This is a genomic window from Shinella sp. GW821-FHT11G07 (assembly GCF_058808115.1).
In genome coordinates this window covers 292,797-319,710 of record NZ_JBXARJ010000004.1, presented here as the reverse complement: position 1 = coordinate 319,710, position 26,914 = coordinate 292,797, and the positions used below count along the sequence as shown (strand labels likewise).

Annotated in this window: 21 protein-coding genes; 16 read left to right on the top strand and 5 right to left on the bottom strand. The window is 63.2% G+C overall.

All coding sequences use genetic code 11. The features are described from left to right. The first annotated feature begins 14 nt into the window (after positions 1 to 14). From AC1RT2_RS10475 to AC1RT2_RS10430, 10 genes are all read left to right on the top strand, one after another. On the top strand, positions 15 to 1,172 hold the full coding sequence (locus tag AC1RT2_RS10475) for an aminodeoxychorismate synthase component I (RefSeq protein ID WP_493101680.1): 1,158 nt from the start codon (positions 15 to 17) through the stop codon (positions 1,170 to 1,172). Beyond that, positions 1,157 to 1,783 carry an aminotransferase class IV family protein gene (locus tag AC1RT2_RS10470; RefSeq protein ID WP_493101678.1) on the top strand — a complete coding sequence of 209 codons (627 nt, stop codon included), beginning with the start codon at positions 1,157 to 1,159 and terminating at the stop codon, positions 1,781 to 1,783. The genes AC1RT2_RS10475 and AC1RT2_RS10470 overlap by 16 nt, the downstream gene beginning before the upstream one ends. Positions 1,784 to 1,843: 60 nt before the next feature. Next, positions 1,844 to 2,323, top strand: coding sequence for a MarR family winged helix-turn-helix transcriptional regulator (locus tag AC1RT2_RS10465; protein ID WP_493101676.1), 480 nt, complete (start codon positions 1,844 to 1,846; stop codon positions 2,321 to 2,323). Positions 2,324 to 2,401: 78 nt separating this feature from the next. After that, a complete protein-coding gene (locus AC1RT2_RS10460) occupies positions 2,402 to 2,740 on the top strand; it encodes a DUF6616 family protein (RefSeq protein ID WP_493101674.1) in 339 nt (112 codons plus the stop codon). Between the two features lie 272 nt (positions 2,741 to 3,012). Then, entirely contained in the window at positions 3,013 to 4,464 is a 1,452-nt protein-coding gene (locus AC1RT2_RS10455; protein WP_069061166.1) for a homospermidine synthase, read from the top strand. A gap of 173 nt (positions 4,465 to 4,637) precedes the next feature. Beyond that, positions 4,638 to 5,006 (top strand): outer membrane lipoprotein Omp10, encoded by a 369-nt coding sequence (omp10, locus tag AC1RT2_RS10450; protein ID WP_069061165.1) that lies wholly within the window; start codon positions 4,638 to 4,640, stop codon positions 5,004 to 5,006. 210 nt (positions 5,007 to 5,216) lie between these two features. Beyond that, on the top strand, positions 5,217 to 7,196 hold the full coding sequence (locus AC1RT2_RS10445) for a 5'-nucleotidase C-terminal domain-containing protein (RefSeq protein ID WP_493101671.1): 1,980 nt from the start codon (positions 5,217 to 5,219) through the stop codon (positions 7,194 to 7,196). A 136-nt stretch (positions 7,197 to 7,332) separates the two neighbouring features. Further along, a complete protein-coding gene (hemH, locus tag AC1RT2_RS10440) occupies positions 7,333 to 8,364 on the top strand; it encodes a ferrochelatase (protein ID WP_493101822.1) in 1,032 nt (343 codons plus the stop codon). 160 nt (positions 8,365 to 8,524) lie between these two features. Continuing rightward, positions 8,525 to 9,559 (top strand): SPFH domain-containing protein, encoded by a 1,035-nt coding sequence (locus AC1RT2_RS10435; RefSeq protein ID WP_493101669.1) that lies wholly within the window; start codon positions 8,525 to 8,527, stop codon positions 9,557 to 9,559. A gap of 2 nt (positions 9,560 to 9,561) precedes the next feature. Then, the gene (locus AC1RT2_RS10430) at positions 9,562 to 10,020 is read left to right on the top strand and encodes an NfeD family protein (RefSeq protein WP_069061162.1); all 459 of its coding nucleotides are present in this window, start codon (positions 9,562 to 9,564) and stop codon (positions 10,018 to 10,020) included. A gap of 6 nt (positions 10,021 to 10,026) precedes the next feature. Here the strand turns inward: AC1RT2_RS10430 and AC1RT2_RS10425 are convergent, their stop codons facing one another. After that, a complete protein-coding gene (locus AC1RT2_RS10425) occupies positions 10,027 to 11,022 on the bottom strand; it encodes a KpsF/GutQ family sugar-phosphate isomerase (protein ID WP_069061161.1) in 996 nt (331 codons plus the stop codon). A 163-nt stretch (positions 11,023 to 11,185) separates the two neighbouring features. Here AC1RT2_RS10425 and AC1RT2_RS10420 point away from each other — a divergent pair, with 163 nt between their 5' ends. Then, positions 11,186 to 12,646, top strand: a complete 1,461-nt coding sequence (locus AC1RT2_RS10420) for an outer membrane beta-barrel protein (protein WP_493101667.1) — start codon at positions 11,186 to 11,188, stop codon at positions 12,644 to 12,646. Between the two features lie 3 nt (positions 12,647 to 12,649). Here the strand turns inward: AC1RT2_RS10420 and galU are convergent, their stop codons facing one another. Next, entirely contained in the window at positions 12,650 to 13,537 is an 888-nt protein-coding gene (galU, locus tag AC1RT2_RS10415; protein WP_069061159.1) for a UTP--glucose-1-phosphate uridylyltransferase GalU, read from the bottom strand. Positions 13,538 to 13,738: 201 nt separating this feature from the next. Between galU and AC1RT2_RS10410 the strand changes: the two genes are divergently transcribed. Together AC1RT2_RS10410 and AC1RT2_RS10405 are read left to right on the top strand one after the other, a co-directional pair. Beyond that, positions 13,739 to 14,959 carry a lytic murein transglycosylase gene (locus AC1RT2_RS10410; RefSeq protein ID WP_069061158.1) on the top strand — a complete coding sequence of 407 codons (1,221 nt, stop codon included), beginning with the start codon at positions 13,739 to 13,741 and terminating at the stop codon, positions 14,957 to 14,959. Between the two features lie 129 nt (positions 14,960 to 15,088). Further along, positions 15,089 to 16,240, top strand: a complete 1,152-nt coding sequence (locus AC1RT2_RS10405) for an SGNH/GDSL hydrolase family protein (RefSeq protein ID WP_493101664.1) — start codon at positions 15,089 to 15,091, stop codon at positions 16,238 to 16,240. Positions 16,241 to 16,304: 64 nt separating this feature from the next. Here the strand turns inward: AC1RT2_RS10405 and AC1RT2_RS10400 are convergent, their stop codons facing one another. Next, positions 16,305 to 17,762 carry a glutamate synthase subunit beta gene (locus AC1RT2_RS10400; protein ID WP_493101662.1) on the bottom strand — a complete coding sequence of 486 codons (1,458 nt, stop codon included), beginning with the start codon at positions 17,760 to 17,762 and terminating at the stop codon, positions 16,305 to 16,307. A 182-nt stretch (positions 17,763 to 17,944) separates the two neighbouring features. Next, positions 17,945 to 22,669: a glutamate synthase large subunit gene (gltB, locus tag AC1RT2_RS10395; RefSeq protein WP_493101661.1), complete on the bottom strand. Its 4,725-nt coding sequence runs from the start codon at positions 22,667 to 22,669 to the stop codon at positions 17,945 to 17,947. Positions 22,670 to 23,197: 528 nt separating this feature from the next. Between gltB and AC1RT2_RS10390 the strand changes: the two genes are divergently transcribed. Next, complete coding sequence (locus AC1RT2_RS10390) at positions 23,198 to 24,244, top strand: threonine aldolase family protein (protein ID WP_493101659.1); 1,047 nt, start codon at positions 23,198 to 23,200, stop codon at positions 24,242 to 24,244. A gap of 201 nt (positions 24,245 to 24,445) precedes the next feature. Here AC1RT2_RS10390 and AC1RT2_RS10385 read toward each other — a convergent pair whose 3' ends face one another. Continuing rightward, positions 24,446 to 24,907, bottom strand: coding sequence for an Hsp20 family protein (locus tag AC1RT2_RS10385; protein ID WP_069061153.1), 462 nt, complete (start codon positions 24,905 to 24,907; stop codon positions 24,446 to 24,448). Positions 24,908 to 25,132: 225 nt separating this feature from the next. Between AC1RT2_RS10385 and AC1RT2_RS10380 the strand changes: the two genes are divergently transcribed. Beyond that, positions 25,133 to 25,666 (top strand): GNAT family N-acetyltransferase, encoded by a 534-nt coding sequence (locus AC1RT2_RS10380; protein ID WP_493101656.1) that lies wholly within the window; start codon positions 25,133 to 25,135, stop codon positions 25,664 to 25,666. A gap of 280 nt (positions 25,667 to 25,946) precedes the next feature. Further along, entirely contained in the window at positions 25,947 to 26,909 is a 963-nt protein-coding gene (locus AC1RT2_RS10375; protein ID WP_069061151.1) for an alpha/beta fold hydrolase, read from the top strand. The last annotated feature ends 5 nt before the right edge of the window (positions 26,910 to 26,914 follow it).

Sequence of the window (26,914 nt, the reverse complement as noted above, 5' to 3'; positions counted from 1 at the left end):
AGCCGGACGCCCGCATGACCGACCGCGAACGCTATGTGCTCCTCAGGGACGACCGCGAGGATCGGACGGTGGTTTTCGCCGATCCGATCGCGGTCGTCACCGTGCGCGACCGCGCCGGCTTCGAGCCCGCCTTTGCGGCCCTGCAGGCAGCGCACGAAAAGGGCCATTGGATCGCCGGCTTCATGAGCTATGAGGCCGGCCATCTCTTCGAAGAGAAGCTGGCCCCGCTGGCCATCGAAAACCGGCCGACGCCCCTGATGAGTTTCGGCATCTTCGAAAAGCCGGCGGACGATCATCCGCTCACGAAGCCGCGCCAGCGCACCGAGAACGAGCCTTTTCTCACCGAGCCGAAAGCCCACTGGGATTTCGAGACCTACCGCAGCCGCTTCGACCGCCTTCACCAGCATCTGCGACAAGGCGATTGCTACCAGGCGAACCTCACCATGCCGATCCGCGCCCGCTGGACCGGCGACCCGCTCGCCGCCTTCTGGTCGCTGATCGAACGCCAGCCGGTGCGCTACGGCGCGTTCGTCTCGCTCGACGGGCCGCAACTGCTTTCCCGCTCGCCGGAACTGTTTTTCGATATCGACAGCGACGGCTGGATCGAGACGCATCCGATGAAGGGCACGGCGCCGCGCGGCGCCAATGCGGCAGAGGATGCGGAGATCATCGCCGCCATGCAGGCCGACCCCAAGTCGCAGGCCGAAAATCGCATGATCGTCGACCTGCTGCGCAACGACATCTCACGCATCACCGAGGTCGGCACGCTTCATGTGCCAAAACTCTTCGCCGTCGAGACCTACCCGACCGTGCACCAGATGGTGAGCCATGTGCGGGCAAAGCTCACGCCCGGCACCTCGATCCGCGACATCTTCGCCGCCCTCTTCCCTTGCGGCTCGATCACCGGCGCACCGAAAATGCGCGCCATGGAAATCCTGCACGACCTGGAGGATGGCCCGCGCGACGCCTATTGCGGCGCTATCGGCATGATCGTGCCGGATGGCACCATGCGCTTCAACGTCGCGATCCGCACCATCTCGCTCTACGAGGGCGGCGAAGCAATCTTCAACGTCGGCGGCGGCATCGTCTTCGATTCGACCGCGGAAGCCGAATACGAGGAAGCCCTGCTAAAGGCGCGCTATGCGGTGGGGGATCAATGGATCTCTCGCTGATCGAGACCTTGCGCTGGGAGCCGGACGGCGGTTTCGTGCGGCTGGAGCGGCATCTGGCACGGTTGGTGCGGTCGGCAAAAGACTTGAAGTTCACGAACAGCGAGCAAGCACGCGATGCGCTAACCGCGGCCATTCCGACCCATGCATCAGCCGCCCTGCGCGTCCGCCTCGAACTGTTTGCGGACGGTCGTATCGACGTGCAGACAGCCGCGTTCACCCCCCTCGCCCCCGACGTGACATGGCGTCTGAAGGTCGCCACCACCCGCCTCGCCTCCACCGACCCGCTGCTGCGTCACAAGACCTCCCGCCGCGCGGCCTATGCTGCGGCCCGCGCCGAATTCCCGGCAACGGAGGCCGACGAGGTGATCCTCGCCAACGAGCACGGTGAACTCTGCGAGGGCACCATCACCTCGCTCTTCCTGGATGATGGTTCCGGCATCCTGAAAACCCCGCCGCTCGCCTGCGGCCTGCTTGCCGGCATATTGCGGGAAGAACTGCTCGAAAGCGGCAAGGCCGTCGAGCAGGTCCTGCGGCCGGAGGACCTTGCCCATGGCATAGTTTTCGTCGGCAATTCTTTGCGCGGACTGATCCCGAGCGAGCATGCAGGTTGACATATAGTTAGCCGCCATACTATACGGCGACGTATGAATATCGAACAAAAACACCACGCCATGCTTGAGGAGGCGCAGCGCCGAGGCCACTCCGGTGTCGGCGAGCTTCGGCTTTGTTTTGAACTGCTCGCGCTGACCGCCGCAATCGATCGCGATTGTGCCGCGCGCCTGGCCCCGCACCAATTGTCCGAAGGCAGGTTTGTTCTGCTGTTCCTGTTGCGGGACCAGCCGGACGGACTTTCCCCGCATGAGTTGGCCGAACGGGCAGGCGTAACGCGCGCGACGATAACCGGGCTTCTCGATGGCCTGGAGCGGGACGGTTTCTTGACCCGTCATCATGCGACCGACGATCGCCGCAAGATCACAGTGCGCCTGACGGAGAGAGGCGAGACGACGGCCGCCGCCCTCTTTCGCGAGCATGCCGAATGGATCGGCTCGCTTTTCTCGGACCTGAGTGCCGATGAAAGCCGCCTGCTGAGCATGTTGCTCGATCGTGTCTGGCAGAAGACCGACGCCGGCAGGACCAAAGCCTACCCCTGACAAAACGGACAGCCACTCGAATCCGCAAGCACGCGCTCCGGTTCATCAGCCGCGACCGCTGACATGGAAGGACATTGTATGACGCACTATCTGGCTGAGCTTTACACCCCGAAACCCGCATGGCTAGCTCTCGACGCGCAAGACCGGCAGAGCTTCTTCGCCGGCATCGGCGCCGGCATGGCCGGATTGTCGGCTCTCGGTGTCGAGCCGATCGCTCTCGGGGAGGTTGACACAAAGGTTCTGCATGCCCCGCCGCAAAGCTTTTTTGCCCTGTGGCGCTGCCCCGACGAAGCGGCGCTCGGCGCACTTGTCTCCGGCATCGCGGCATCCGGATGGCACGACTATTTCGAAACCATCAACGCAGGCGGCGCGGGAACAGATCTGCTGGGGCACCTGGCCCAACTCGCTGCCGTGTGAGAATCGCAAGACCGATTGAAGCGCGACCCGGCATGGTTTGGCCGATCTTCCACCGAATCGCATTCCTGGCCGGGCCGCGTGAAAGCTCCTCGCGTAAATCCAGCCTGGCAAGCAGAGCCCTGTCGTCAAACGGGCATTAAGAATATCGCTGCCGAAGACCGCGCTCTCCCTTTATTGTGACAGAAAACTGTGCTCTAGCGCTGTCATATTATGCTATGGGGCCCTCAGAGGCCCTGTTTTTGCGAAAAGCGGGCCGTCCGCAGGAGAACCAAATGGCAGACAGCACCTATCCGGTACATGGCGAAATCACCGGTCCGATCGTGATGATCGGTTTCGGCTCCATCGGGCGCGGCACGCTGCCGCTGATCGAGCGCCACTTCAAGTATGACCGGAACCGGCTGATCGTCATCGAGCCGCGTGAAGACGCTGCCGACGCCGAAATCTACGCCCGCCACGGCGTGCGCCACGTCAAGGCGCATGTCACCAAGGAAAACTACAAGGACATCCTGAAGCCGCTGCTCACCGAAGGCGACGGCCAGGCATTCTGCGTCAACCTTTCCGTCGATACCGGCTCCGTCGACCTGATCAAGCTCTGCCGCAAGCTCGACGTGCTCTACATCGACACGGTCATCGAACCCTGGCTCGGTTTCTACTTCGACAAGGATATGAAGAACGCCGACCGCACGAACTATGCGCTGCGCGAAACGCTTCGCCGCGAGAAGGAAAAGCATCCGGGCGGCACCACGGCCGTTTCCACCTGCGGTGCAAATCCGGGCATGGTTTCCTGGTTCGTCAAGCAGGCGCTGATCAACCTCGCCAAGGATCTCGACCTGAAGGTCGAAGAGCCGGCGCAGGACGACCGCGAAGGCTGGGCCAAGCTGATGAAGAAGGTCGGCGTCAAGGGCGTGCACATCGCCGAGCGCGACACCCAGCGCACCAAGAACCCGAAGCCGTTCAACACCTTCTGGAACACCTGGTCGGTCGAAGGCTTCATCTCGGAAGGCCTGCAGCCAGCCGAACTCGGCTGGGGCACGCACGAAGAGTGGATGCCGAAGAACGCCAAGAAGCACAAGAAGGGCTGCAAGGCCGGGATCTACCTGGAACAGCCCGGCGCCAACACGCGCGTGCGCTCCTGGTGCCCGACGCCCGGCCCGCAATACGGCTTCCTCGTCACCCATAACGAGTCGATCTCGATTGCCGACTACTACACGGTGCGCGACAAGGACGGTGACGTCACCTACCGCCCAACCTGCCACTATGCCTACCATCCGGCGAACGATGCCGTGCTGTCGCTGCACGAAATGTTCGGCAATGGCGGCCATCAGCAGCCTGTCCTGCACGTTCTCGACGAGAACGAACTGGTCGACGGCGTCGACGAACTCGGCGTGCTGCTCTACGGCCACGACAAGAACGCCTACTGGTATGGTTCGCGCCTGTCGCTGGAAGAAACCCGCCGCATCGCCCCCTACCAGAACGCAACCGGCCTGCAGGTGACCTCCGCCGTGCTCGCCGGCATGGTCTGGGCGCTGGAAAACCCGAAGGCCGGCATCGTCGAGGCCGACGAGGTCGATTACAAGCGCTGCCTCGAAGTGCAGACGCCCTATCTCGGCCCGGTCGAAGGCCACTACACCGACTGGACCCCGCTCGAAGGCCGCCCGGGCCTCTTCCCGGAAGACCTCGACACGAAGGATCCGTGGCAGTTCAAGAACGTTCTCGTTCGCTGAACAGCCCGATAAAACCCGAATGCAGACGCCCGCGGCAAACCCGCGGGCGTCTTCGCTTTCAATGGGATAATGCCCGCTCGCCGGGCAGCGCGTCTTGCTTTCGCCGCCTCTTCGCGGCATGGTCTGGCGAATTGGACAGGTGGTTCGCCCCGCCGTGACCCTGGGAGATGCGAATGAAGCCGATCACAGCCCTCAGCCTGCTGGCCGCCGCCGTGGCACTTACCGCGTGCCAATCGGACCGCGCGCCACGCGACTTGCCGCCCGTCCGCCAGCAGCAGACTGGTGTGGATGGCGCCTGGGTTGATCCGAACGGTATCGTTTCCACCTTCGCAAGCGGCACGTTCACGACGCGCACGACCGACACCAACCAGCTTCTCGCATCCGGCACCTACATCAAGACCTCGCCGACGCTGGTCGAGATCAACATGACTTCGCTGGTGCGCAACACGCAATCCAAGGTCAATTGTGCGCTCGTCAGCCAGAGCCAGCTCAACTGCACGACCGCCGAAGGCGCGCAGTTCTCGCTCGCCCGCCGCGCCTGAACGACGGCACCATCCGGATCAAAGGGCCGCAAGGCCCTTTTTTCGTTTCCGCGCATAAACAGGCGATCGGCTCAGCCCGCCGTCTTTTCTCTTGAAGTTGCCCGCGACCGGTGAAAACATCCACCGGCCGGCTGTCATGTTTCCAGTTTACCCAGGAACGGACAGGCCTTCCCGCGCCGCCGGCAGCGGGCAAACAAGGAGAACAGGACCATGACGATTTTCCGATCCGGCCTTCTGGCCGCCTCCCTTATCGCGCTCTCCAGCGGCTCGGCGCTTGCCGATTACGAGCTGAACATCCTGCATATCAACGATCTGCATTCCCGCATCGAGGCAATCAACAAGTTCGATTCGACCTGCTCGGCCGAGGAGGAAGGCAAGGGTGAATGCTTCGGCGGCGTCGCGCGCCTCAAGGCTGCGATCGATGCCCAGCGCCAGGCATTGACCGGCAAGAATGTGCTGCTGCTGAATGCCGGCGACAATTTCCAGGGCTCGCTGTTCTACACGACCTATAAAGGTGCGGTGGAAGCCGAGTTCCTGAACCTGATGAAGTTCGACGCCATGACCGTCGGCAACCATGAATTCGACGACAGCGACGACGGGCTGGCAACCTTCCTCGACAAGGTGCAGTTCCCGGTCGTCACCGCCAATGTTGCGGCCAGCGCAAGCTCGAAGCTCGGTGACCGCATCAAGCCGTTCATCGTACTGGACCAGGGCGGCCAAAAGATCGGCATCGTCGGTGCCGTGGCAAACGACACGGCGGAACTCTCCTCCCCCGGCCCGAACGTGCTGATCGGCGACGACGTCGCCGATATCACCGCCGCCATCGGCGAGCTGAAGAAACAGGGCGTCAACAAAATCATCGCACTCACCCATGTCGGCTATCCACGCGACCTGGCCGCAATCGCCAAAATCCCGGATGTCGACGTCGTGGTTGGCGGCCACACCAACACGTTTCTTTCCAACACCTCGGACAAGGCGGAAGGCCCCTATCCGACGCTGGTCGACAATCCCGGCGGCTACAAGGTGCCCGTCGTGCAGGCCGGCGCCTATTCGAAGTATCTCGGCAACCTGAAGGTCGTCTTCGACGACGCCGGCGTCGTGAAGGCATCGTCCGGTGAGCCGATCCTGATCGACAGCTCCATCAAGCCGGATGAAGCCGTGCTGGCCCGCATCAAGGAACTCGGTGGCCCGATCGAGGAACTGAAGAACAAGATCGTCGCCGAGAGTGCCTCGCCGATCGACGGCTCGCGCGAAGTCTGCCGTGCGGCCGAATGCGCCATGGGCAACCTCGTGACGGACGCCATCCTTGACCGCACCAAGGCCCAGGGCATGACGATCGCCATCACCAATGGCGGCGGTCTGCGAGCCTCGATCGACGGCGGCCCGGTCTCGATGGGCGAAGTGCTCTCGGTGCTGCCGTTCCAGAACACCGTCGCGACCTTCCAGCTCAAGGGCTCGGATATCGTCGCCGCCCTCGAAAACGGTCTCGGCCAGATCGAGGAAGGCGCCGGGCGCTTCCCGCAGGTCTCCGGCATGAAATATTCCTTCGACAAGTCGAAGCCACCAGGCAGCCGCGTCGTCTCCGTCGAGGTCAAGGAGGGCGACGCCTTCGTGCCGCTCGATCGGGCCAAGACCTACGGCGTGGTCTCGAATAACTATATGCGCTCGGGCGGCGACGGTTACTCCGTCTTCGCCAAGGCCGGCATGAACGCCTACGATTTCGGCCCGAACCTCGAACTGGTCGTCGCCGACTATCTAGCAGCGAACCGCCCCTACAAGCCCTATACCGACGGCCGCATCACCGAGGTCGCGGCAGCCACGGTCGTTGAAACCCCGGCAACCGCCGAGACCGCAACCAGCACCGAGGCCAAGCCAGCCACGAGTGAGACGGCAACCTCCACGGACACGGCGGCAAAAACCGTCGAAGGGGCGGCGACAACGGGTGAAGCTGCGTCCGGATCTGCCACAACCACCACGGCGACCGGTTCGGAAGCCACGACCACGACATCCGACACCGCGGCGGCGACCGCCGGCGGCAAGCACGTGATTGCCCGCGGCGACACGCTGTGGGATCTCGCCAAGGCGGCCTATGGCGACGGTACGCTGTGGCGCAAGATTGCCGAGGCCAACAACAATCCGCGGCCGCGCGCGCTGCATATCGGCACGGAGCTGTCGATCCCGACCAAATAAGGACAATTTGTCTCCACTTTTTCTGCCGGTCCGGGCTTTCCCGGGCCGGCATTTCTTTTTAGAACGATTCTGAACCAATCGGCTGCTACCGCGTAGAAGCGCTATGACCGACACCCCGCACGCACAGGATCGCCCCATGCAGGACCTCGCCGCAAAGCCCGCCAGCCACCCGACCGTCAAGCACGGCAAGGTGGGTGTGCTGCTCGTCAATCTCGGCACGCCTGATGGCACGGACTACACCTCCATGCGCCGCTACCTGAAGGAATTCCTGATGGACCGGCGCGTGATCGAATGGTCGCGCTTCGCCTGGTATCCGATCCTGTTCGGCATCGTGCTCAACACCCGCCCCGGCAAGGTCGGCAAGGCCTATGAGACGATCTGGAACAAGGAAAAGAACGAGAGCTTTCTGCGCACCTATACGCGCAGCCAGGCCGAGTTGATGGCAAAGGCGCTTGCCGAGCATTCCGAGGTCGTCGTCGACTGGGCCATGCGCTACGGCCAGCCCTCCATCGCGTCCCGCATGGACTACCTCCAGAAACAGGGCTGTGAGCGCATCCTGGTCTTCCCGCTCTATCCGCAATATGCGGCAGCGACCACCGCAACGGTCAACGACAAGGCCTTCGAAACGCTGCTCAAGTTGCGCTGGCAGCCGGCGCTGCGCACCGTGCCGCCCTATCACGACGATCCGGCCTATATCGACGCGCTCGCCGTCTCGATCGAGAAACACCTGGCGACGCTCGACTGGGAGCCGGAGCGGGTGCTCACCTCCTTCCACGGCATTCCGAAGAGCTACTTCGAGAAGGGCGACCCCTATTACTGCCAGTGCCAGAAGACCACGCGCCTGCTGCGCGAGCGGCTCGGCTGGTCCGAAGAGAAGCTGATGATCACCTTCCAGTCCCGCTTCGGACCGGAAGAATGGCTGCAGCCCTACACGGACAAGACCGTGGAAAAGCTCGCGCAGGATGGCATCAAGCGCATCGCCGTGCTCAATCCCGGCTTCGTTTCCGACTGCCTGGAGACGCTGGAAGAGATCGCCGAGCAGGCCGCGGAAAGCTTCCACCACAATGGCGGCGAGAAATTCACACACATTGCCTGTCTGAATGACTCGCCCGAAGGCATGGCCGTGCTGGAAAAAGTCGTGCGCCGGGAACTCGGCGGTTGGGTTTGATCGATAAATCTTGTTCCCGTCCAAATAGACTGGCGTCGCGGCCCGTATTCCTTACAGTGGCGCCGCGCCGCATCTAAAGCGTTCGCACGCTTTAGCTTTTGGATTGACGCTTGTCGCTGCCGCAACCGCTGTGCACCGACCTGCTTTTTGGGAGAACGCCATGAATTTGGCCGGATTGGATATCGTCGTCATCGCCCTCGTGGTCCTGGTCATCCTGATCCTGTTTGCCGGGATCAAGACGATCCCGCAGGGCTATCAGTACACGGTGGAGCGCTTCGGCCGTTATACGCGCACGCTTGAACCCGGCCTCAATCTGATTGTCCCCTTCATCGACCGCATCGGTGCGAAGATGAACGTGATGGAGCAGGTGCTCGATATCCCTACGCAGGAAGTCATCACCCGTGACAATGCCAGCGTCGCAGCCGACGGCGTCGCCTTCTATCAGGTGCTCAACCCCGCTCAGGCCGCCTACCAGGTCGCCAATCTGGAAAACGCCATCCTCAACCTCACCATGACCAACATCCGCTCGGTCATGGGCTCGATGGATCTCGACGAACTGCTCTCCAACCGCGACGTGATCAACGACAAGCTGCTGCGCGTCGTCGACGAAGCCGCCAATCCCTGGGGCATCAAGATCACCCGCGTCGAGATCAAAGACATCGCGCCGCCGAAGGATCTCGTCGATTCGATGGGGCGGCAGATGAAGGCCGAGCGCGAGAAGCGTGCGCAGGTGCTGGAAGCCGAAGGCGCGCGTAACGCGCAGATCCTGCGGGCCGAAGGCGCAAAACAATCCGCAATCCTTGAGGCCGAGGGCCAGCGCGAAGCCGCCTTCCGCGACGCCGAAGCCCGCGAACGCCTCGCCGAGGCCGAAGCCAAGGCAACGAAGATGGTGTCGGAGGCGATCGCCGCCGGCAATGTGCAGGCGATCAACTACTTCGTCGCGCAGAAATATACCGAAGCCATGGCCGCGATCGGCAAGGCGCCGAACTCGAAGATCGTGCTGATGCCGATGGAGGCCTCCGCGCTCGTCGGCTCGCTCGGCGGCATCGGTGCGATCGCGCGGGAAGTGTTCGGTGACGGCTCGGCGCCTGCCGGCACCCCGGCGCGCGCACGCCAGGCGACGTCGGCCGCGACCACCACAGCCTCGACGCCTGCCTTCCGCAACCCGTTTGATCCGACGTCGCAGGGAAGCTGAGCATGATCCAACGCATCGTCACCGAACTCGGCCCCTGGGCCTGGTGGGTGCTCGGCATCGTCCTGCTGATCCTCGAAGTGCTGATGCCCGGCGTCTTCCTCGTCTGGATCGGCATCGCGGCGATCGTGACGGGTGCCCTGTCGCTTCTCCTGTGGGAGCAGACATTCTGGGCCTGGCAGGTGCAATGGCTGGTCTTCGCGGTGTTGTCGCTGATCGCGGCCGTCATCGGCAGACGCATCGTCAGCGCCCGTGGACAAGTGACCGACCAACCGCATCTCAACCAGCGCGGCCAAAGCCTCATCGGCCGCACCGCCACGCTGGAGCATCCGATCACCGAAGGCCGCGGCCGCATTCGTCTCGACGATACGATGTGGAGCGTTCAGGGACCGGACCTGCCGGTCGGCGCGCGCGTGCGCGTCACGGCCAGCAATGGCCGTGATCTCATGGTCGAGGCGATCTGAGAAGGCTCAGGCGACGCCGATCCGGAGCAAGTCGTGGAAGTGCACGATACCGATGGGGCGGAAGGTCTCGTCGGTGACGATCAGCGCCGAAATGTTGTGCTGGTTCAACAAGCCGAGGGCAGCGGTCGCCAGTGTCGTCGGCTTCACCGTCTTCGGGCTGCGCGTCATGATATCGTCGACGTCGAGCTCGGCGAGGTTGCGCGAGAGATTGCGCGCTATGTCGCCGTCCGTCACGATACCGACGAGGGTGCCGTCGTCATCGATGACGCCAACGCAGCCATAGCGCTTCTGCGCAAGCAGCATGACGGCATCCGGCATCGAGGTGCCGAGCGCCACGAGCGGCATGTTTTCGCCGCTGTGCATGATGTCGCCGACATGCGACAGGCTCGCCCCCAGCTTACCGCCGGGGTGGAAGGTCTTGAAATCCGTTGCCGTAAACCCGCGCGCCTCGAGAAGGGCGACGGCGATCGCATCGCCAAGCGCGAGCTGCATCAGCGTCGATGTCGTGGGCGCCAGTCCGTGCGGGCAGGCTTCCTGCGCCTTCGGCAGCAGCAGCAGCGTATCGGCCTCGCGCGCCAGCGCCGAGCGCTCGCCCGAGGTCATGGCGATCAGCGGGATCGAGAAGCGGCGGGAATAGGAAACGATGCCTTGAAGTTCGGCGGTCTCGCCGCTCCAGGAGATGGCGAGGATGACGTCGTCGCGCGCGATCATGCCGAGGTCGCCGTGATTGGCTTCCACGGGATGCACGAAGAAGGACGGCGTGCCGGTCGAGGCGAAGGTCGCTGCGATCTTCGCGCCGATATGACCGGACTTGCCGATACCGGTGATGACAACGCGTCCGCTGATGTCGCCGATCAGACGCACGGCCTCACAGAAGGCGTCGTAAAGGCCGCCTTCAAGGGCTGCCGAAAGGGCAACAAGGCCGGCTTTTTCTGTTTCAACGGTCCGTAGCGCGGAGGCGATGGCGCCGTCGCTCTCGATTTTTGCCTGTCTTTTGATCATGCGCCTCGTTAACGCTTTTGCAGGGAACTGTCCATGCACGAATGAAGGCAGAGCGTTACCGCGAGTGAATCGCCAATAGCAACCAAGCGTTAACCACGACGGTTTACGTTCGTTTAGGAAATTCTCGAGGATTCGCAGGCCCATCATGGCATTGGCAAATGGAATGGATCGCGGAGCAGCACAGCTCCGCCTGTCGCGGCGGGTGGCCGGGCTTTTGCTCGCCGGCACCGTGCTCGCGTCCGTTCCGGCCTTCGCACAGGAACAGACGCTCGCTGATCCCACCGCCTTGACCGACCCGCTTGCCCTGCCGCCCGCCGATGGCGGCGATGCTACGCCGGATACCGCCACCACCACGAACAGCGTTCCGGCCCTGACCGACGAACAGCAGGACGCCCTCGCCACGGCGGCCGACGATGGCGCGGTCGGCCGTGTCGGGAGCGAGACGGAACGGCTGAACGCGCCGGAAGGCAGCGTAGGCGGTGCCCGCAGCGCGTTCGGCGATCCCTATGAGCCGACCGGCATCCGGCTCGGCAGCTTCGTGCTGCGGCCGTCGGTTTCCCAGGGCATCGGCTACGAGAAGACGAAGGTCGGCTCGTCCTCCACCAGCCGGACCTTCTCCACGACGGGGTTCCGGGGATCGTTGACCTCCGACTGGTCGCGCCATCAGTGGACCATCGACGCCGAGGGCGTCTATCAGCGAAACATCAGCGGTGTGGGCGAAACCGAGCCGGAGTTGCGCATCAACAGCGACCTGAGACTGGACCTCAGTGGCGACACGATCGCCAATCTCACGGCCGGCTACAGCTTCGAGCGCGAAAGTACGACGGACCCCAATGCCATCAACGGCGCGAGGTCCACGGTGCACGGTTTCACCGGCGGCGCGCGTGTGACACGGGATTTCGGGTTGATCCGCGGCACGATCGGCGTCGATCTCCAGCGCGAAGTCTATGGTTCCGCGACAGCCTCCAATGGCACCAGGTTCGTCATGTCGGATCGGAATTATACCGAAGGCACGTTGACCGGCCGCATCGGCTATGAACTCTCGCCGGCCCTGATCCCCTATCTCGAAGCCTCGGTCGGCAAGTCGATCTATGACGAGAAGCGCGATCGGGAAGGCTTTGCCCGCTCCTCCTCCACGCTCGGCGGTCGTGCCGGCATGGAAATCGATCTCGGGGAAAAGCTGCGCGGCGATCTCGGCATCGGCTTCAAGCGCGCGACGTTCGAAGACCGCGACCTAGCGGCAATCGAGGCGGTGACGATAGACGGTTCGGTCTTCTGGTCGCCGCGGCGCGGCACGGACCTGCGTCTCGGCTTGCGCTCGGAAATCGAACCGTCGACCACGGCCCTCGAGAGCGGTTATGTGACCTACGAAACGAATGCCGAACTGACGCACGAACTGCGCGACAACTTGGTCGCGCGCCTCAGCGGCATCTATACGTGGCGTGATTTCTCGTCGTCAGCGACCGAAGACCAATATGTCTACCAGATCGGCACCGGCCTCACCTGGAACCTCAATCGCTGGCTGGCGATGACCGGCGACGTGTCCTACGAACTGACCAAGCAGTCCGGCGCATCCGACACCGGCATCACGCGTGCCGGTATCGGTCTCGTTCTGCGCCGCTGACCTTTACTTCAGCTTGGCGACTAGGTCCTTGAGCGGCCCTTCCACCGAGGGGCGGATGTCCGCGCGGGCAAGGGCGAAGGCGATGTTGGCGAGAATGAACCCGTCCTTCGCACCACAGTCATAGGTCTCGCCGCGGAAGTGGTAGGCGGCGAACGCCTGGTCGCCCGCAAGCTTCACCATGGCATCGGTGAGCTGGATCTCGTTGCCGGCACCGCGCTCCTGATTGGCGAGGATCGGGAAGATTTCCGGCTGCAGGATGTAGCGGCCGTTGATGAAGAAGTTGGAGGGTGCCGTGCCCGGCGCCGGCTTTTCCACCATCTTGGTAATGGCAAAACCATCGCCGACCTTCTCGCCGACGCCGACGATGCCGTATTTGTGGGCCTGGTCGGGCGCGCATTCCTCAACGGCGATGACATTCGCACCGCTGTGCTCGAAAAGCTCGACCATGCCCTTCATGCAGCCCTTCTCGGCCTTCATGATCATGTCGGGCAGAAGAAGTGCGAACGGCTCGTTGCCGACCAGTTCGCGGGCGCACCACACGGCGTGGCCGAGACCGAGCGGTTCCTGCTGGCGGGTAAAGCTCGTCGAGCCGGCGACCGGCAGGATGCTTTCGAGCAGCGTCAGCTCGGCCGTCTTGTTGCGCTGGCGCAGCGTCTGTTCGAGCTCGACCTGGATGTCGAAATAATCCTCGATGACCGCCTTGGAGCGGCCGGTCACGAAGATCAGGTGCTCGATGCCGGCGTCCAGCGCCTCGTCGACCACGTACTGGATCACCGGCTTGTCCACGACGGTCAGCATCTCCTTCGGCACGGCTTTCGTTGCCGGAAGGAAGCGCGTGCCGAGGCCCGCCACTGGAAAGACTGCTTTGCGAACCTTACGTGTCTGGGACATTATTCACCTCTTTGAGCCCGTTACCCTCATGGTCAGGGCGCATCTGTGCCGGAATAGAAGCCAATTGCTATTTTTTTGCAAAGGAAGACGAGACAAAAGTTTGATGGTAAAGAATTTGTTGACTTCGTTTTTATAAGTTTTGCGTTCAGCCGGTGGTTTCAAGCCATCGTACCGAAATTTAAGAAACGGACATGATAGCCGATGACCCAGAATCTGAAGACCGTTCTGCGCCGATCTGCGCTCACCCTCCTTCTCTCGGCCGGGCTTTTCGCCCAGGCCGGCGTCGCTCGCGCGGACGCCCGCTTCCAGAAGTGGGTCGCCGATTTCTACGCGACGGCAGCCGAGGCCGGCATCACCAAGTCGACCTACCAGAAGGCGTTTTCCGGCGTCAAGACACCCGATCCCGACGTGCTGGAGAAGGCGGCCTACCAGCCTGAATTCAAGCACAAGATCTGGGACTATCTCGACTCGCGCGTCAACCCCTACACGGTACGCATCGGCCAGGAGATGGCGGCAAAGCACGGCCGCACGCTGGCAGCGCTGGAGCGCCATTTCGGCGTCGACCGCAACATCCTGCTGGCCATCTGGTCGATGGAATCGAACTACGGCGCAGTGCTCGAGAAGAGCGAGCGGCTGCACTACGTGCCGCGCGCGCTGGCAACGCTTGCCTATGCCGACAAGAAGCGTGCGAAATTTGCCCGCACGCAGCTAATCGCCGCCCTCAAGATCATCCAGCGCGGCGACATCGATGCTGCCGACATGACCGGATCCTGGGCCGGCGCGATGGGCCATACCCAGTTCATTCCGACGAGCTACCTGATCTATGCCGTCGATGCCGACGGCAATGGCCACCGCGACATCTGGAACTCCGTGCCGGATGCGCTGGCGACCGCCGCGAACCTGCTTGCCAAGAACGGCTGGCAGGCGGGCAAGACCTGGGGCTACGAGACCATCGTGCCCAAGGGCGGCAGCAAATATTCCGGCCAGACGAAGACGCTCGCCCAGTGGGCGAAACTCGGCTTCACGCGTCCGAACGGCAGCGGCTTCAAGAACGGCGCCGACCGCGCGGAACTCAAGCTACCGGCCAATGGCGGCCCGGGCTTCCTGATGACCAAGAACTTCTTCGTCATCAAGCGCTACAATGCCTCCGATTCCTACGCCATGGGCGTCGGCATGCTGGCAGACCAGCTCGCCGGTTATAGCGGCGTCAAGCAGCGCTGGCCGCGCCCGGACGGCACGCTCGACATTACGGAAAAGTTCGAGCTTCAGACCCGCCTGAAGGAGCTTGGCTACTACGAGGGTGAGGTCGACGGCAACTTTGGCTCCGGCTCGAAAGCCGCGATCCAGGCCTTCCAGAACCGCATGGGCCTGGCGGCGGACGGAGAGCCAAGCCAGCAGCTTCTCAAGGCGCTGCGCCGCTAACATCGGCCTGCTATGAGATCAGGGGCGCTTCGGCGCCCCTTTTTGCTGCCGGCCGCTTCCGTTCGCCGCCTGCTTTTGCCATCATGCCGCCACCGAAATCCTTCAGGATCGCGGTGGAGGCCGGAGTTCATGAGCATGAAGACGATAGTGCGGTTCGTACGCCTGGGCTTTGCCCTCGCCGTCTCGGCAAGTGTCGTCGTGACCGCCGTGCCGGCCGGCGCGCAGGAGCGCACCGAACGCAAGACGATCCTCCAGCTGCTCTTCGGCACACCGAAGCGCAAGGAGGTGATCCGCGAACCGGAAATCAGGAAGCCGCGCACCGTCACGCGCAAGAAGAGACAGCCGACGGCCGTCGTCGCCAAGCCGGCGCCGGTCGAGATCGAAAAACTGCCTGACGCCAAGGTCGTGCTGGTCGTCGGCGACTTCATCGCCGGCAGCCTGGGCGAAGGCCTGGCCACCGCCTTCGAGACAACGCCCGGCATCGTCGTCGAACGCCGCACGAACGGCTCCTCCGGCATCGTCCGCGACGATTATTACGACTGGCCCGCTTCCCTTCCCGGCCTGATCGCCGAAACCAAGCCCGCCCTCGTCGTCATCAGCATGGGGGCCAATGACCGCCAGCAGATGCCCGTTGCGGGGGAAAAGGAAAAGTTCCGCTCCGAGGCGTGGACGAAGGAATACGAGGCGCGTGTCGCCCGGCTTGCGACGCTGGCGCGCGATAGCGGCAAACCTATGCTCTGGGTCGGCATGCCGGCCTTCCAGTCCTCAGCGCTCACCGCGGACATGACCACGCTCAACACCATCTACCGTGCAAGCGTCGAGAAAACGGGCGGCGAATTCGTCGATATCTGGGATGGCTTCGTCGACGAGAACGGCAAGTTCGTGACGTCCGGCTCCGATATCAACGGCCAGCAGGTGCGCCTGCGCGGCTCGGATGGCATCAACTTCACGAAGGCCGGCAAACGCAAGCTCGCCTTCTACGTCGAAAAGGAAATCCGCCGCCTTCTGGGGGATGCCGCTGCAGACGGTCCCGGCCTCCAAGGCGACCTCAAGGATCTCGTGGTCGCCACACCCCCGGTCGAGGATGCGGAGATTACCAAGACGCAGCCGATCAGCCTGGCCGACCCGGCGCTCGACGGCGGCACCGTCCTGCTCGGCGGCGTGACGACCAAGGGTAATGGCAAGAGCCTGCGCGAAAAGCTGGTCGAGAAGGGCGAGATCGCCGATGCGCCGCTCGGCCGCGTCGACGATTTCCGTCTGGACAAGACCGCGACGCCTTGATCGAGCGGCTTAAAATAAAAGGGCGCGTCGGGAAACCGACGCGCCCTTTTCTGTCTCTTCAGGCTCAGCGCGGCAGCGTGGTCGCGCCCATCAGCGCTTCGTCGATGGCGCGTGCGGCCTGGCGGCCTTCACGGATCGCCCAGACGACGAGCGACTGGCCGCGACGCACGTCGCCGGCAGTCCACAGCTTGTCGACCGAGGTCTTGTAGTCACGCTCGTTGGCGATGACGTTGGACGAGCCGCGCTTGTCGGTGTTGATCGCAAGCTTCTCGCCGAGGTCCTTCAGCACGCTGTCGGTGAAGGGACCGCGGAAACCGATGGCGATGAAGGCGAGGTCGGCCTTGATGATGAACTCCGTGCCGGCAATCGGCTTGCGGCGGTCGTCCACCTGGCAGCACTTTACGCCGATGAGGACACCATCCTCGTCGCCGACGAATTCGAGCGTACCGACCTGGAATTCGCGCACGGCGCCTTCGGCCTGCGAGGAGGAGGTGCGCATCTTCGTCGCCCAGAACGGCCAGACGGCGAGCTTGTCTTCCTTTTCCGGCGGCTGCGGGCGGATGTCGAGCTGGGTGACCTTCACCGCACCCTGGCGGAACGCCGTGCCGACGCAGTCGGACGCCGTGTCACCGCCGCCGACGACGACGATATGCTTTCCACCGGCAAGGATCGGATCGGACGGCCAGCCGACGCTGTCGATGTTCTCGCGACCGACACGACGGTTCTGCTGCACGAGATAGGGCATGGCATCATGCACGCCGGCGAACTCGACGCCCGGAATGCCGGCGTCGCGCGGCGTTTCGGAGCCGCCGCAGTAGAGAACTGCGTCATGCTCGGCGAGCATCTCGTCCATCGATTTGTCGACGCCGACATTGACGCCGTAATGGAAGGTCACGCCCTCGCCGCGCATCTGGTCGACGCGACGGTCGATGAAGTTCTTCTCCATCTTGAAGTCCGGGATGCCGTAGCGCAGCAGGCCGCCGGCCTTGGATTCGCGCTCGTAGAGATGGACTTCGTGGCCGGCGCGGGCGAGCTGCTGAGCAGCCGCCATGCCGGAGGGACCGGAACCGATGACCGCGACCTTCTTGCCGGTCTTCACCGTTGCCGGCTGCGGCACGATATAGCCCATCTCATAGGCCTTGTCGGCGATCGCCTGTTCGACGGTCTTGATGGAGACCGGCGCATCCTCGAGGTTCAGCGTGCAGGCTTCCTCGCAGGGTGCAGGGCAGACGCGGCCGGTGAATTCCGGGAAGTTGTTGGTCGAATGCAGGTTGCGGATCGCCTCTTCCCAGTTGCCGTTATAGACGAGGTCGTTCCAGTCGGGGATCTGGTTGTGCACCGGACACCCGGTCGGGCCGTGGCAATAGGGAATGCCGCAGTCCATGCAACGCGCGGCCTGCTTCTGGACCTCCGGGTCCGACATGGGGATGGTGAATTCGCGGAAATGGCGGATGCGGTCGGAGGCCGGCTGATACTTCGCCACCTGTCGGTCGATTTCCATGAAACCAGTTACCTTGCCCACTTCAAAAATCCTTGTTCAAAGCGGGGCGCCCGCAGGCCCCCAGTACCAGTAGGCGGCTCCAACCACCAAACCCAGTACGATGAATTCGATCCTGATCTCGCCGTTCACGAGGGTCGCGATCCCGGGGACCGCGACAACCAAGCCCAGCGAAACCAGCCGGTGAAGGTTGATGAATCGCTGCCTCACTCGGCAGCGACCCCCATCCTCATGCGCTCCATCTCTTCGAGCGCGCGTCGGTACTCGACCGGCATCACCTTGCGGAATTTCGGGCGATACTCGACCCAGTCGTCGAGGATCTCCCTGGCCCGCGGCGAGCCCGTATAGTGCAGGTGGTTCGAGATCAGCTGATAAAGCCGCTCCTCGTCATGGCGCGTCATGTCGTCGGACACGTCGACCATGCCCTTGTGCATGAGGTCGCCACCGTGGTGGTGCAGCTTCTCCAGCATGTCGTCCTCTTCCGGCACCGGCTCGAGTTCGACCATCGCCATGTTGCAGCGGCGGGCGAAATCACCGGCCTCGTCAAGCACATAGGCAACGCCGCCCGACATGCCGGCCGCGAAGTTGCGCCCGGTCTGGCCCATAACGACGACGACACCGCCCGTCATGTATTCGCAGCCATGGTCGCCCACGCCCTCGACGACGGCGACCGCACCGGAGTTACGCACGGCAAAACGCTCGCCGGCCACGCCGTTGAAGTAGCACTCGCCCGCAATCGCCCCATAGAGAACCGTATTGCCGACAATGATCGACTCATGCGGTACCGCCCGGTTGTCTTCCGGCGGACGCACGATGATGCGGCCACCCGAAAGACCCTTGCCGACATAGTCGTTGCCGGCGCCGACGAGGTCGAAGGTGATACCCCGGGCCAGGAACGCGGCGAAGGACTGGCCGGCCGTGCCATGCAGCTTCACCGAGATCGTATCGTCCTTCAGGCCCTTGAAGCCGTAACGCTTGGCGACGGCCCCGGAGAGCATCGCGCCGGCCGAGCGGTCGACGTTCTTGATATCGACCTCGAAGGCGACGGGCGTCTTCGATTCCAGCGCGGGCTTGGCCTGCTCGATCAGCTTGCGGTCGAGGATGTCATGGATCGGGTGGTTCTGCCGCTCGGTCCAGTAGGTTGCCTCCTTCGGCGCATCGACCTTGTGGAAGATGCGGCTGAAATCGAGGCCGTTGGCCTTCCAGTGCGAAATCATCGTCTCCTTCTCGAGCAGTTCCGAGGCGCCGATGATCTCGTTCAGCGAACGAACGCCGAGCGAAGCCAGGATTTCGCGCACCTCTTCGGCAACGAAGAAGAAGTAGTTGATGACATGCTCAGGCGCGCCCTTGAAGCGCTTGCGCAGAACCGGGTCCTGCGTCGCAACCCCCACCGGACAGGTGTTGAGGTGGCACTTGCGCATCATGATGCAGCCGGCCGCAATCAGCGGCGCGGTGGCAAAGCCGAACTCATCGGCGCCCAGCAGCGCACCGATGACGACGTCGCGGCCGGTCTTCAGGCCACCATCGACCTGCAGCGCGATGCGCGAACGCAGCTTGTTCAGCACGAGCGTCTGGTGCGTTTCGGCAAGGCCGATTTCCCAGGGGGAACCGGCATGCTTCAGCGAGGTGAGCGGCGAGGCACCCGTGCCGCCATCGAAACCTGCGATCGTGATATGGTCCGCACGCGCCTTGGCAACACCGGCGGCAACCGTGCCGACGCCGACCTCCGAGACGAGCTTGACCGAGATATCGGCCTCGGGGTTGACGTTCTTCAGGTCGTAGATGAGCTGCGCCAGGTCCTCGATCGAGTAGATATCATGGTGCGGTGGCGGCGAGATGAGGCCGACGCCCGGCGTGGAATGACGGGTTTTTGCGACCGTCGCATCCACCTTGTGACCGGGCAGCTGGCCGCCCTCGCCGGGCTTGGCGCCCTGCGCAACCTTGATCTGCAGCATGTCCGCGTTGACCAGGTATTCCGTCGTCACGCCGAAACGGCCGGATGCGACCTGCTTGATCGCCGAACGCTCGGGGTTGGCGGAACCGTCCGGCCGCGGCAGGTAGCGGTCGGCTTCCTCGCCGCCCTCACCGGTGTTCGACTTGCCGCCGATCCGGTTCATGGCGACGGCGAGCGTCGTATGCGCTTCGCGGGAAATCGATCCGAAGGACATGGCGCCCGTCGAGAAGCGCTTGACGATGTCCGCCGCCGATTCGACCTCGTCGACGGAGATCGGCTTGCGGCCGGCAGCCTCGGCGCCCTTGATGGCGAAGAGGCCACGGATCGTGTTCATGCGCAGCGACGAGGCATTCACCAGTTCGGCGAATTCCTTGTAGCGATCGGCCGCATTGCCACGCACCGCATGTTGCAGCGAGGCGATGACATCCGGCGTCCAGGCATGATCTTCACCGCGCATGCGGTAGGCATATTCGCCGCCGATATCGAGCGTGTTGGCGAGCAGCGGATCGCGACCGAAGGCGGCCTTGTGGCGATTGAAGGTCTCCGTGGCGATCTGTTCGAGGCCGATGCCCTCGATGGTCGTCGCCGTGCCGAAGAAATACTTGTCGACCAGCTCGGACGATAGGCCGATGGCGTCAAAAATCTGCGCGCCGCAATAGGACTGGTAGGTCGAGATGCCCATCTTGGACATGACCTTCAAGATACCCTTCCCGATCGCCTTGATGTAGCGGTAGACGATCTCTTCCCCGTCGACTTCCTTCGGGAACTCGCCGCGCTTGTGCATGTCGGTGAGCGTATCGAAGGCGAGATACGGGTTGATCGCTTCCGCGCCATAGCCGGCCAGCAGGCAGAAATGATGGACCTCGCGCGGTTCGCCGGTTTCGACGACGAGGCCGACCGAGGTGCGCAGGCCCTTGCGGATCAGGTGGTGGTGCACGGCGGCAGTCGCCAGCAGCGCCGGGATCGCCACGCGGTCCGGCCCGATCTGGCGGTCGGAGAGCACGATGATGTTGTAGCCGTTGTTGACGGCCTGCTCGGCACGCTCGCAGAGCCGCGTGAGCATTTCCGGCATGCTTTCGGCGCCACGCGAGACGTCATAAGTAAAGTCCAGCGTCTTGGTGTCGAACAGGTCCTCGACATGGCCGATGGAGCGGATCTTTTCGAGATCACCGTTGGTGAGGATCGGCTGGCGCACTTCCATGCGCTTGGCCTTCGCCGCACCGCCATGGTCGAGAATGTTCGGGCGCGGCCCGATAAAGGAGACGAGGCTCATGACCAGTTCCTCGCGGATCGGGTCGATGGGCGGGTTCGTCACCTGCGCGAAGTTTTGCTTGAAATAGGTGTAGAGCAGCTTGGTCTTGTCGGACATGGCCGAGATCGGCGTATCCGTGCCCATGGAGCCGATCGCCTCCTGCCCCGTCGTCGCCATCGGCGACATCAACAGCTTGGTGTCCTCCTGGGTGTAGCCGAAGGCCTGCTGGCGGTCGCGCAGCGACACATCGCGGCGTAGCGCCCGCGGTTCGACCGGGCCGAGTTCTTCCAGGATGATCTGGGTGTTGCCCAGCCAGTCGCGGTAGGGATGCTTGGAGGCAAGCGCGGACTTCACCTCGTCGTCGGAGATGACGCGCCCCTCTTCCATATCGATAAGCAGCATCTTGCCCGGCTGGAGGCGCCACTTCTTGATGATGCTCTCTTCCTTGACCGGCAGCGTGCCGGCTTCGGAGGCGAGGATGACACGGTCGTCGTCGGTCACCAGATAGCGGGCCGGGCGCAGGCCGTTGCGGTCGAGCATCGCGCCGACCTGCCGGCCATCCGTGAAGGCGACGGCGGCCGGGCCATCCCACGGCTCCATCAGGGCCGCGTGGTATTCGTAGAATGCCTTGCGCTCTGGGCTCATCAGCTGGTTGCCGGACCAGGCTTCCGGGATCAGCATCATCGCCGCATGGGCCATGGAGTAACCGCCGCGCACGAGGAACTCGAGCGCGTTATCAAAACAGGCGGTGTCCGACTGGCCCTCATAGGAGATCGGCCAGAGCTTGGTGATGTCGTCGCCAAAGAGCGGCGAGGAGACGGAGGCCTGGCGGGCCGCCATCCAGTTGACGTTGCCGCGCAGCGTGTTGATTTCGCCGTTGTGGGCGACCATGCGGTAGGGGTGCGCCAGCTTCCAAGACGGGAAGGTGTTGGTGGAAAAGCGCTGATGCACGAGGGCGACGGCCGATTCGAAGCGCGGATCGGCCAGGTCCTTGTAGTAGGCACCCACCTGGTAGGCGAGGAACATGCCCTTGTAGACGATCGTCGTCGATGACAGCGAGACCGGGTAGAAGTTGCTCTCCTCGCCTTCATATTCGTCATAGATGCGGTTGGAGATCACCTTGCGCAGGGTGAAGAGACGACGCTCGAATTCCGCATTGGTCGCGGCTTCGCGGCCGGCGCCGACGAACACCTGGACGTGGCGCGGCTCGGTGGCGGCGATTTCCGGCGCCTTCGAGAGCGAGGCATTGTCGACCGGCACGTCGCGGAAACCGATGAGGACCTGGCCCTCCTCGGCAATGACGTCGCCGATGACCTTCTTGAAATAATCGACGAGCTTTTCGTCCTGCGGCATGAAGATGTGGCCGACGGCATATTCGCCGGCCTTCGGCAGGGTGATGCCCTGTATCGCCATCTCCTCGCGGAAGAAGCGGTCCGGGATCTGCACGAGGATGCCGGCACCGTCACCCATCAGCGGATCGGCGCCGACAGCGCCGCGATGCGTCAGGTTTTCGAGCATGAAGAGCCCGTCCTTGACGATCTGGTGCGATTTCTGGCCCTTCAGGTGTGCGACGAAGCCGACGCCACAGGCATCGTGCTCGTTGCGCGGATCATAAAGGCCCTGCCGTTTCGGCATGCCTGTCGTGGAGGGACGCGTTTTGGCGTCCGTCGCAGTAATCTGCGTCCGGTTCTGCCTAAACCCGTTTGATGGCGTCATGTCCGTCATCGTCGTCCCTCCTTCTAGGCCCGGCATCGTGCGGGCAACCGTTTTCGCCCACGTGGCAGCCGTTTGCCTTGTCGCAAGTACGGCCACGCGAGCGTCTCTTGTATGGACCTGATCCGACCGTAAAAAGACGACGGCCGACCAGACATGTCATCGGGACCGTCAAGGCGGCGGGCTTTTCAGGAGAGAACCTCTCCATCACCCGGCGCCGTGTGCGGCACTCTCTCGCGGTCGCGGGAGGCGCCTGCTCGGTCTCTTGACCGAAATAGGACAGCAACACTGTCCTATTTCATGTGTTCTATGCCAGAAACACCCCAGCCCTGCAAGGCCATCATGCCAAATAATCACCATGTCATGAAGAAAAATTGCCCGCACCGTCGAAGGCTTGAAATTAAATTACGACACTTCGACGTTTTGTTTCCGTTCCTTTCATTCTTCGGGAGGATGGCGCTTTCCGCCGATTCCGGCGATTGATCGCCATCATTTCTCCATTATGGTCCCTCGAAGACCCATTTTCGCATTGGAAACCGCATGTTTTTCGCTTCCGACAACGGGGCAGGCGCCCATCCCGACATCGCAAAGAGCCTGGTCGATGCGGCCGGCGGTTTTGCCTCCGCCTATGGTACCAGTGATCTCGACAAGCGTGTGGAAAAGACGTTTTCCGCAATTTTCGAGCGCGACGTCGCGGTGTTCTTCGTCGGCACCGGCACCGCGGCGAATTCGCTGGCGCTCGCGAGCTTCAACCGCCCCGGCGGGCAAGTTTTCTGCCACCGCGAAGCCCACGTGAATGTCGACGAATGCAACGCCCCGGAATTCTTCGCGACCGGCGCCAAGCTCGTGCCGATCGACGGTCAGGCGGGCAAACTGTCGCCGCAGGCGCTCGCCGCCGCGATCGGCCGCTTCCCGCCGGATTTCGTGCATGGCGGACAGCCGATGGCCGTCACCATAACGCAGGCGACGGAAGCCGGCACCGCCTATACGCTGGACGAAATCGCCGCCCTCTCCGACGTCACGAAGAAGGCCAACCTGCCGCTGCACATGGATGGCGCGCGTTTCGCCAACGCGCTTACCCATCTCGGCACGACGCCGGCAGACATGACCTGGAAACGCGGCGTGGACATCCTGTCCTTCGGCGGCACGAAGAACGGCTGCTGGTGCGCGGAAGCCCTGGTGCTCTTCGATCCGGGTAAGGCACAGCAGATGCATTTCCTGCGCAAGCGCTCGGCCCAGCTCTTCTCAAAATCCCGCTTCATCGCCGCGCAGTTCGACGCCTATTTCCGCGATGGCCTGTGGCTCACCCTCGCCCGCCACTCCAATGGCATGGCCGCCCGCCTCGCGGCCGGCTTCGCCACGTCCGACAAGGCCCGCCTCGCCTGGCCGACCGGCTCGAACGAACTGTTCGCCATCATCCGCAACGATGCGATGAAGGCATTGCAGGACAAGAGCGCCGTCTTCTACGACTGGCCGGCCGGCCCGGACGTGAAGGCCACCATGCGCGACGACGAAACCCTCATCCGCCTCGTCACCAGCTTCGCCACCACCGAAGCGGATGTCGACAATTTTCTCTCGGCACTTTGAGACACAAAAAGTCCGCGCCCTCTCCTCCGTCATGGTCGGGCTTGACCCGACCATCCACCTTCGAAGACGTCGATGGATCCTCGGGTCAAGCCCGAGGATGACGTGGTGGGCGGGGGATCGCCTTGCACACCAAGAAGACCGACAACAAAAAAGGCGGCGCCCTGCGGCACCGCCCTTCTTCATTCCCGAACGAAGCAGAGATTAGCTGGTCTGCGCTTCGATCTGCTTGGCTTCGCGGTTGACGGCTGCAATCTCGATACGGCGCGGCTTGGCGGCTTCCGGGATTTCGCGCAGGAGATCGATGTGGAGAAGTCCGTTCTTCAGCGAAGCGGCGCGCACTTCCACGTGATCGGCGAGTTGGAAGCGGCGCTCGAAGGCGCGCTTGGCAATGCCGCGGTAAAGAAACTGGGTTTCCTCGGCCGCATCGTCCTTCTTCTCGCCCTTGACGGTCAGCGCATGTTCGCGCGCTTCGATCGACAGTTCGCTTTCGTCGAAACCGGCAACCGCCATGGTGATGCGGTAGGTGGTCTCGCCGGTGCGTTCGATGTTGTAGGGCGGATAGCTCGGGGCCTGCTCGGGCTGGCCGAGGCTATCGAGCATGGTGAAGAGACGGTCGAAACCAACGGTGGAACGGTAGAGGGGGGAGAAATCGACGTGACGCATGGTGTCCTCCTTCAGAGCAACGGTTGCGATCTTTCTGAAGGCTGCCCCTGATTTCCAAAGGTGCAGCCCGGTTGACCGGTCCCCGACCCTTTTTGGCGACGGAGACCTCGACGGACCCTTTCGGCGCCCGTGAGGATGAGATGGGAATGCCGTTTTCGCTGTTCAAGGGGGCAAACAACGGGCGAATCAGAACATATTGGCCGTGCGACGGAAGGAAGCTTGAAAATGGCTGTTTTGCAGACGACGCAGTTGACGCTCAGTCCCTGCTGCCCGCGTGACCGCACTGACTTCATGGCGCTTGAACGCGATCCGGAGGTGATGCGCTTTCTCAATGGTGGACACGCCGTAAACCACCGGGAGATCGATCCGAACGCAACGTTCCTTATGCCGAGAGGAACGGAGCCCTATGTCTGGACGGCGCGCCGCACCACGAACGACGCGTTCGTCGGCTGGTTTTGCCTGTGGCCGGAAAGCGAAACCCTCGCCGAACTCGGCTACCGCCTGCATAGGGCGGATTGGGGTCAGGGACTGGCCTCGGAAGGGGCGTCTGCACTTGTCGACTGGGGATTCAGGAACGGTGGATACGAGAAGGTCGTCGCGACCACGATGGCGGTAAACCAGGCGTCGCGCCGCGTGATGGAAAAGATCGGCATGCACTACGCACGCACGGTCTCCGTCGACTGGCCCGATCCCATTCCCGGCAGCGAGCACGGCGAGGTTTGGTATGAGGTGACGCGCGAGCAATGGGTCGGCGGTTAACCGCTCCCCACCTTAGCAGCGATCGTCCCGAATTCTTTACGGATGAACGCCGGATGAACGATGGCTTCGGGCAGCGTTCAGCTTGCCCTTGCTAAAACCGCAGCATCGGAAGCGAAAACTTTCGACGACTGGGGTGTAACGTCCCTTCCTCCCCGGTCAAATTGCGCCGGACTGCATGTGTTGTACCCCCGTGCCGCATGCAGCCGGCTTTTTTCTTTGACGGCTCAAGGGCGAGCGCCTATCCATCAATCATCGACGCCTGCCGAGACCTCATCGCCCGATGGATTCCATCCTGCACGCCACCGCCGACAATCCCGTTCCGGAAAACCACGTCGCGGGTTTCCTGGAAGGTCGCGGCGGCGTGAAAATCCGCTATGCCGTGTTCCGCTCGAAGGAACGCCAGGCGAAGGGCACGGTCGTGCTGCTGCAGGGTCGCAGCGAGTGCATCGAGAAATATTTCGAGACGATCAACGACCTCACCGCCCGCGGCCTCTGGGTCGCGACATTCGACTGGCGCGGCCAGGCCGGTTCCGACCGGCTCATCACCGGCAGCCGGGCGGGCCATGTCGCGCGCTTTGCCGATTACGAGGCAGACCTCTCGCTCTTCCTTGAAAAGATCGTGCTGCCGGACGCCCGCCTGCCCTTCTTCATCGTCGCGCATTCCACCGGCGCGCTCGTCGCACTCTCGCAGGCGCCGGCGCTGGAGAACCGCATCGAGCGCATGGTTCTCGCCGCACCCTTCGTGGCGCTTGCCGGGCAATCGATGAGCCAGCGCAAGATCGCGATCATCGCGCGCCTCGCCTCGCTCACCGGCCTTGGCAACCACACCTTCCGCAAGGGTGATCCGACATTCGATTTCGCCAACAACGTCGTGACGTCCGACGCGCGCCGCTTTGCCCGCAACGCCGCTATCTACGCCGAACATCCCGAGCTTTCGATCAGCTGGCCGAGCGCGCGCTGGCTGAACGAGACCATCGCGACCATGGCCCGCGTGACGCATCAGGACCACCTGACACGCATCCGCATCCCCACGCTGCTGCTGTGCCCGACGGCCGACATCCTCGTCCCGCGCAAGGCAATCGGCAATCTCGCACGCATCTTCCGCGCCGCACGCCTGATCGAGATCGATGGCGCACGCCATGAACTCTTTCAAGAAGCCGACCGGTTCCGCGCGCAGGCGCTTGCCGCAATCGAGGCCTTTATTCCGGGAAGCGACGCCGAGGAAACCGGCCTCGGCGCCTGAGTCGA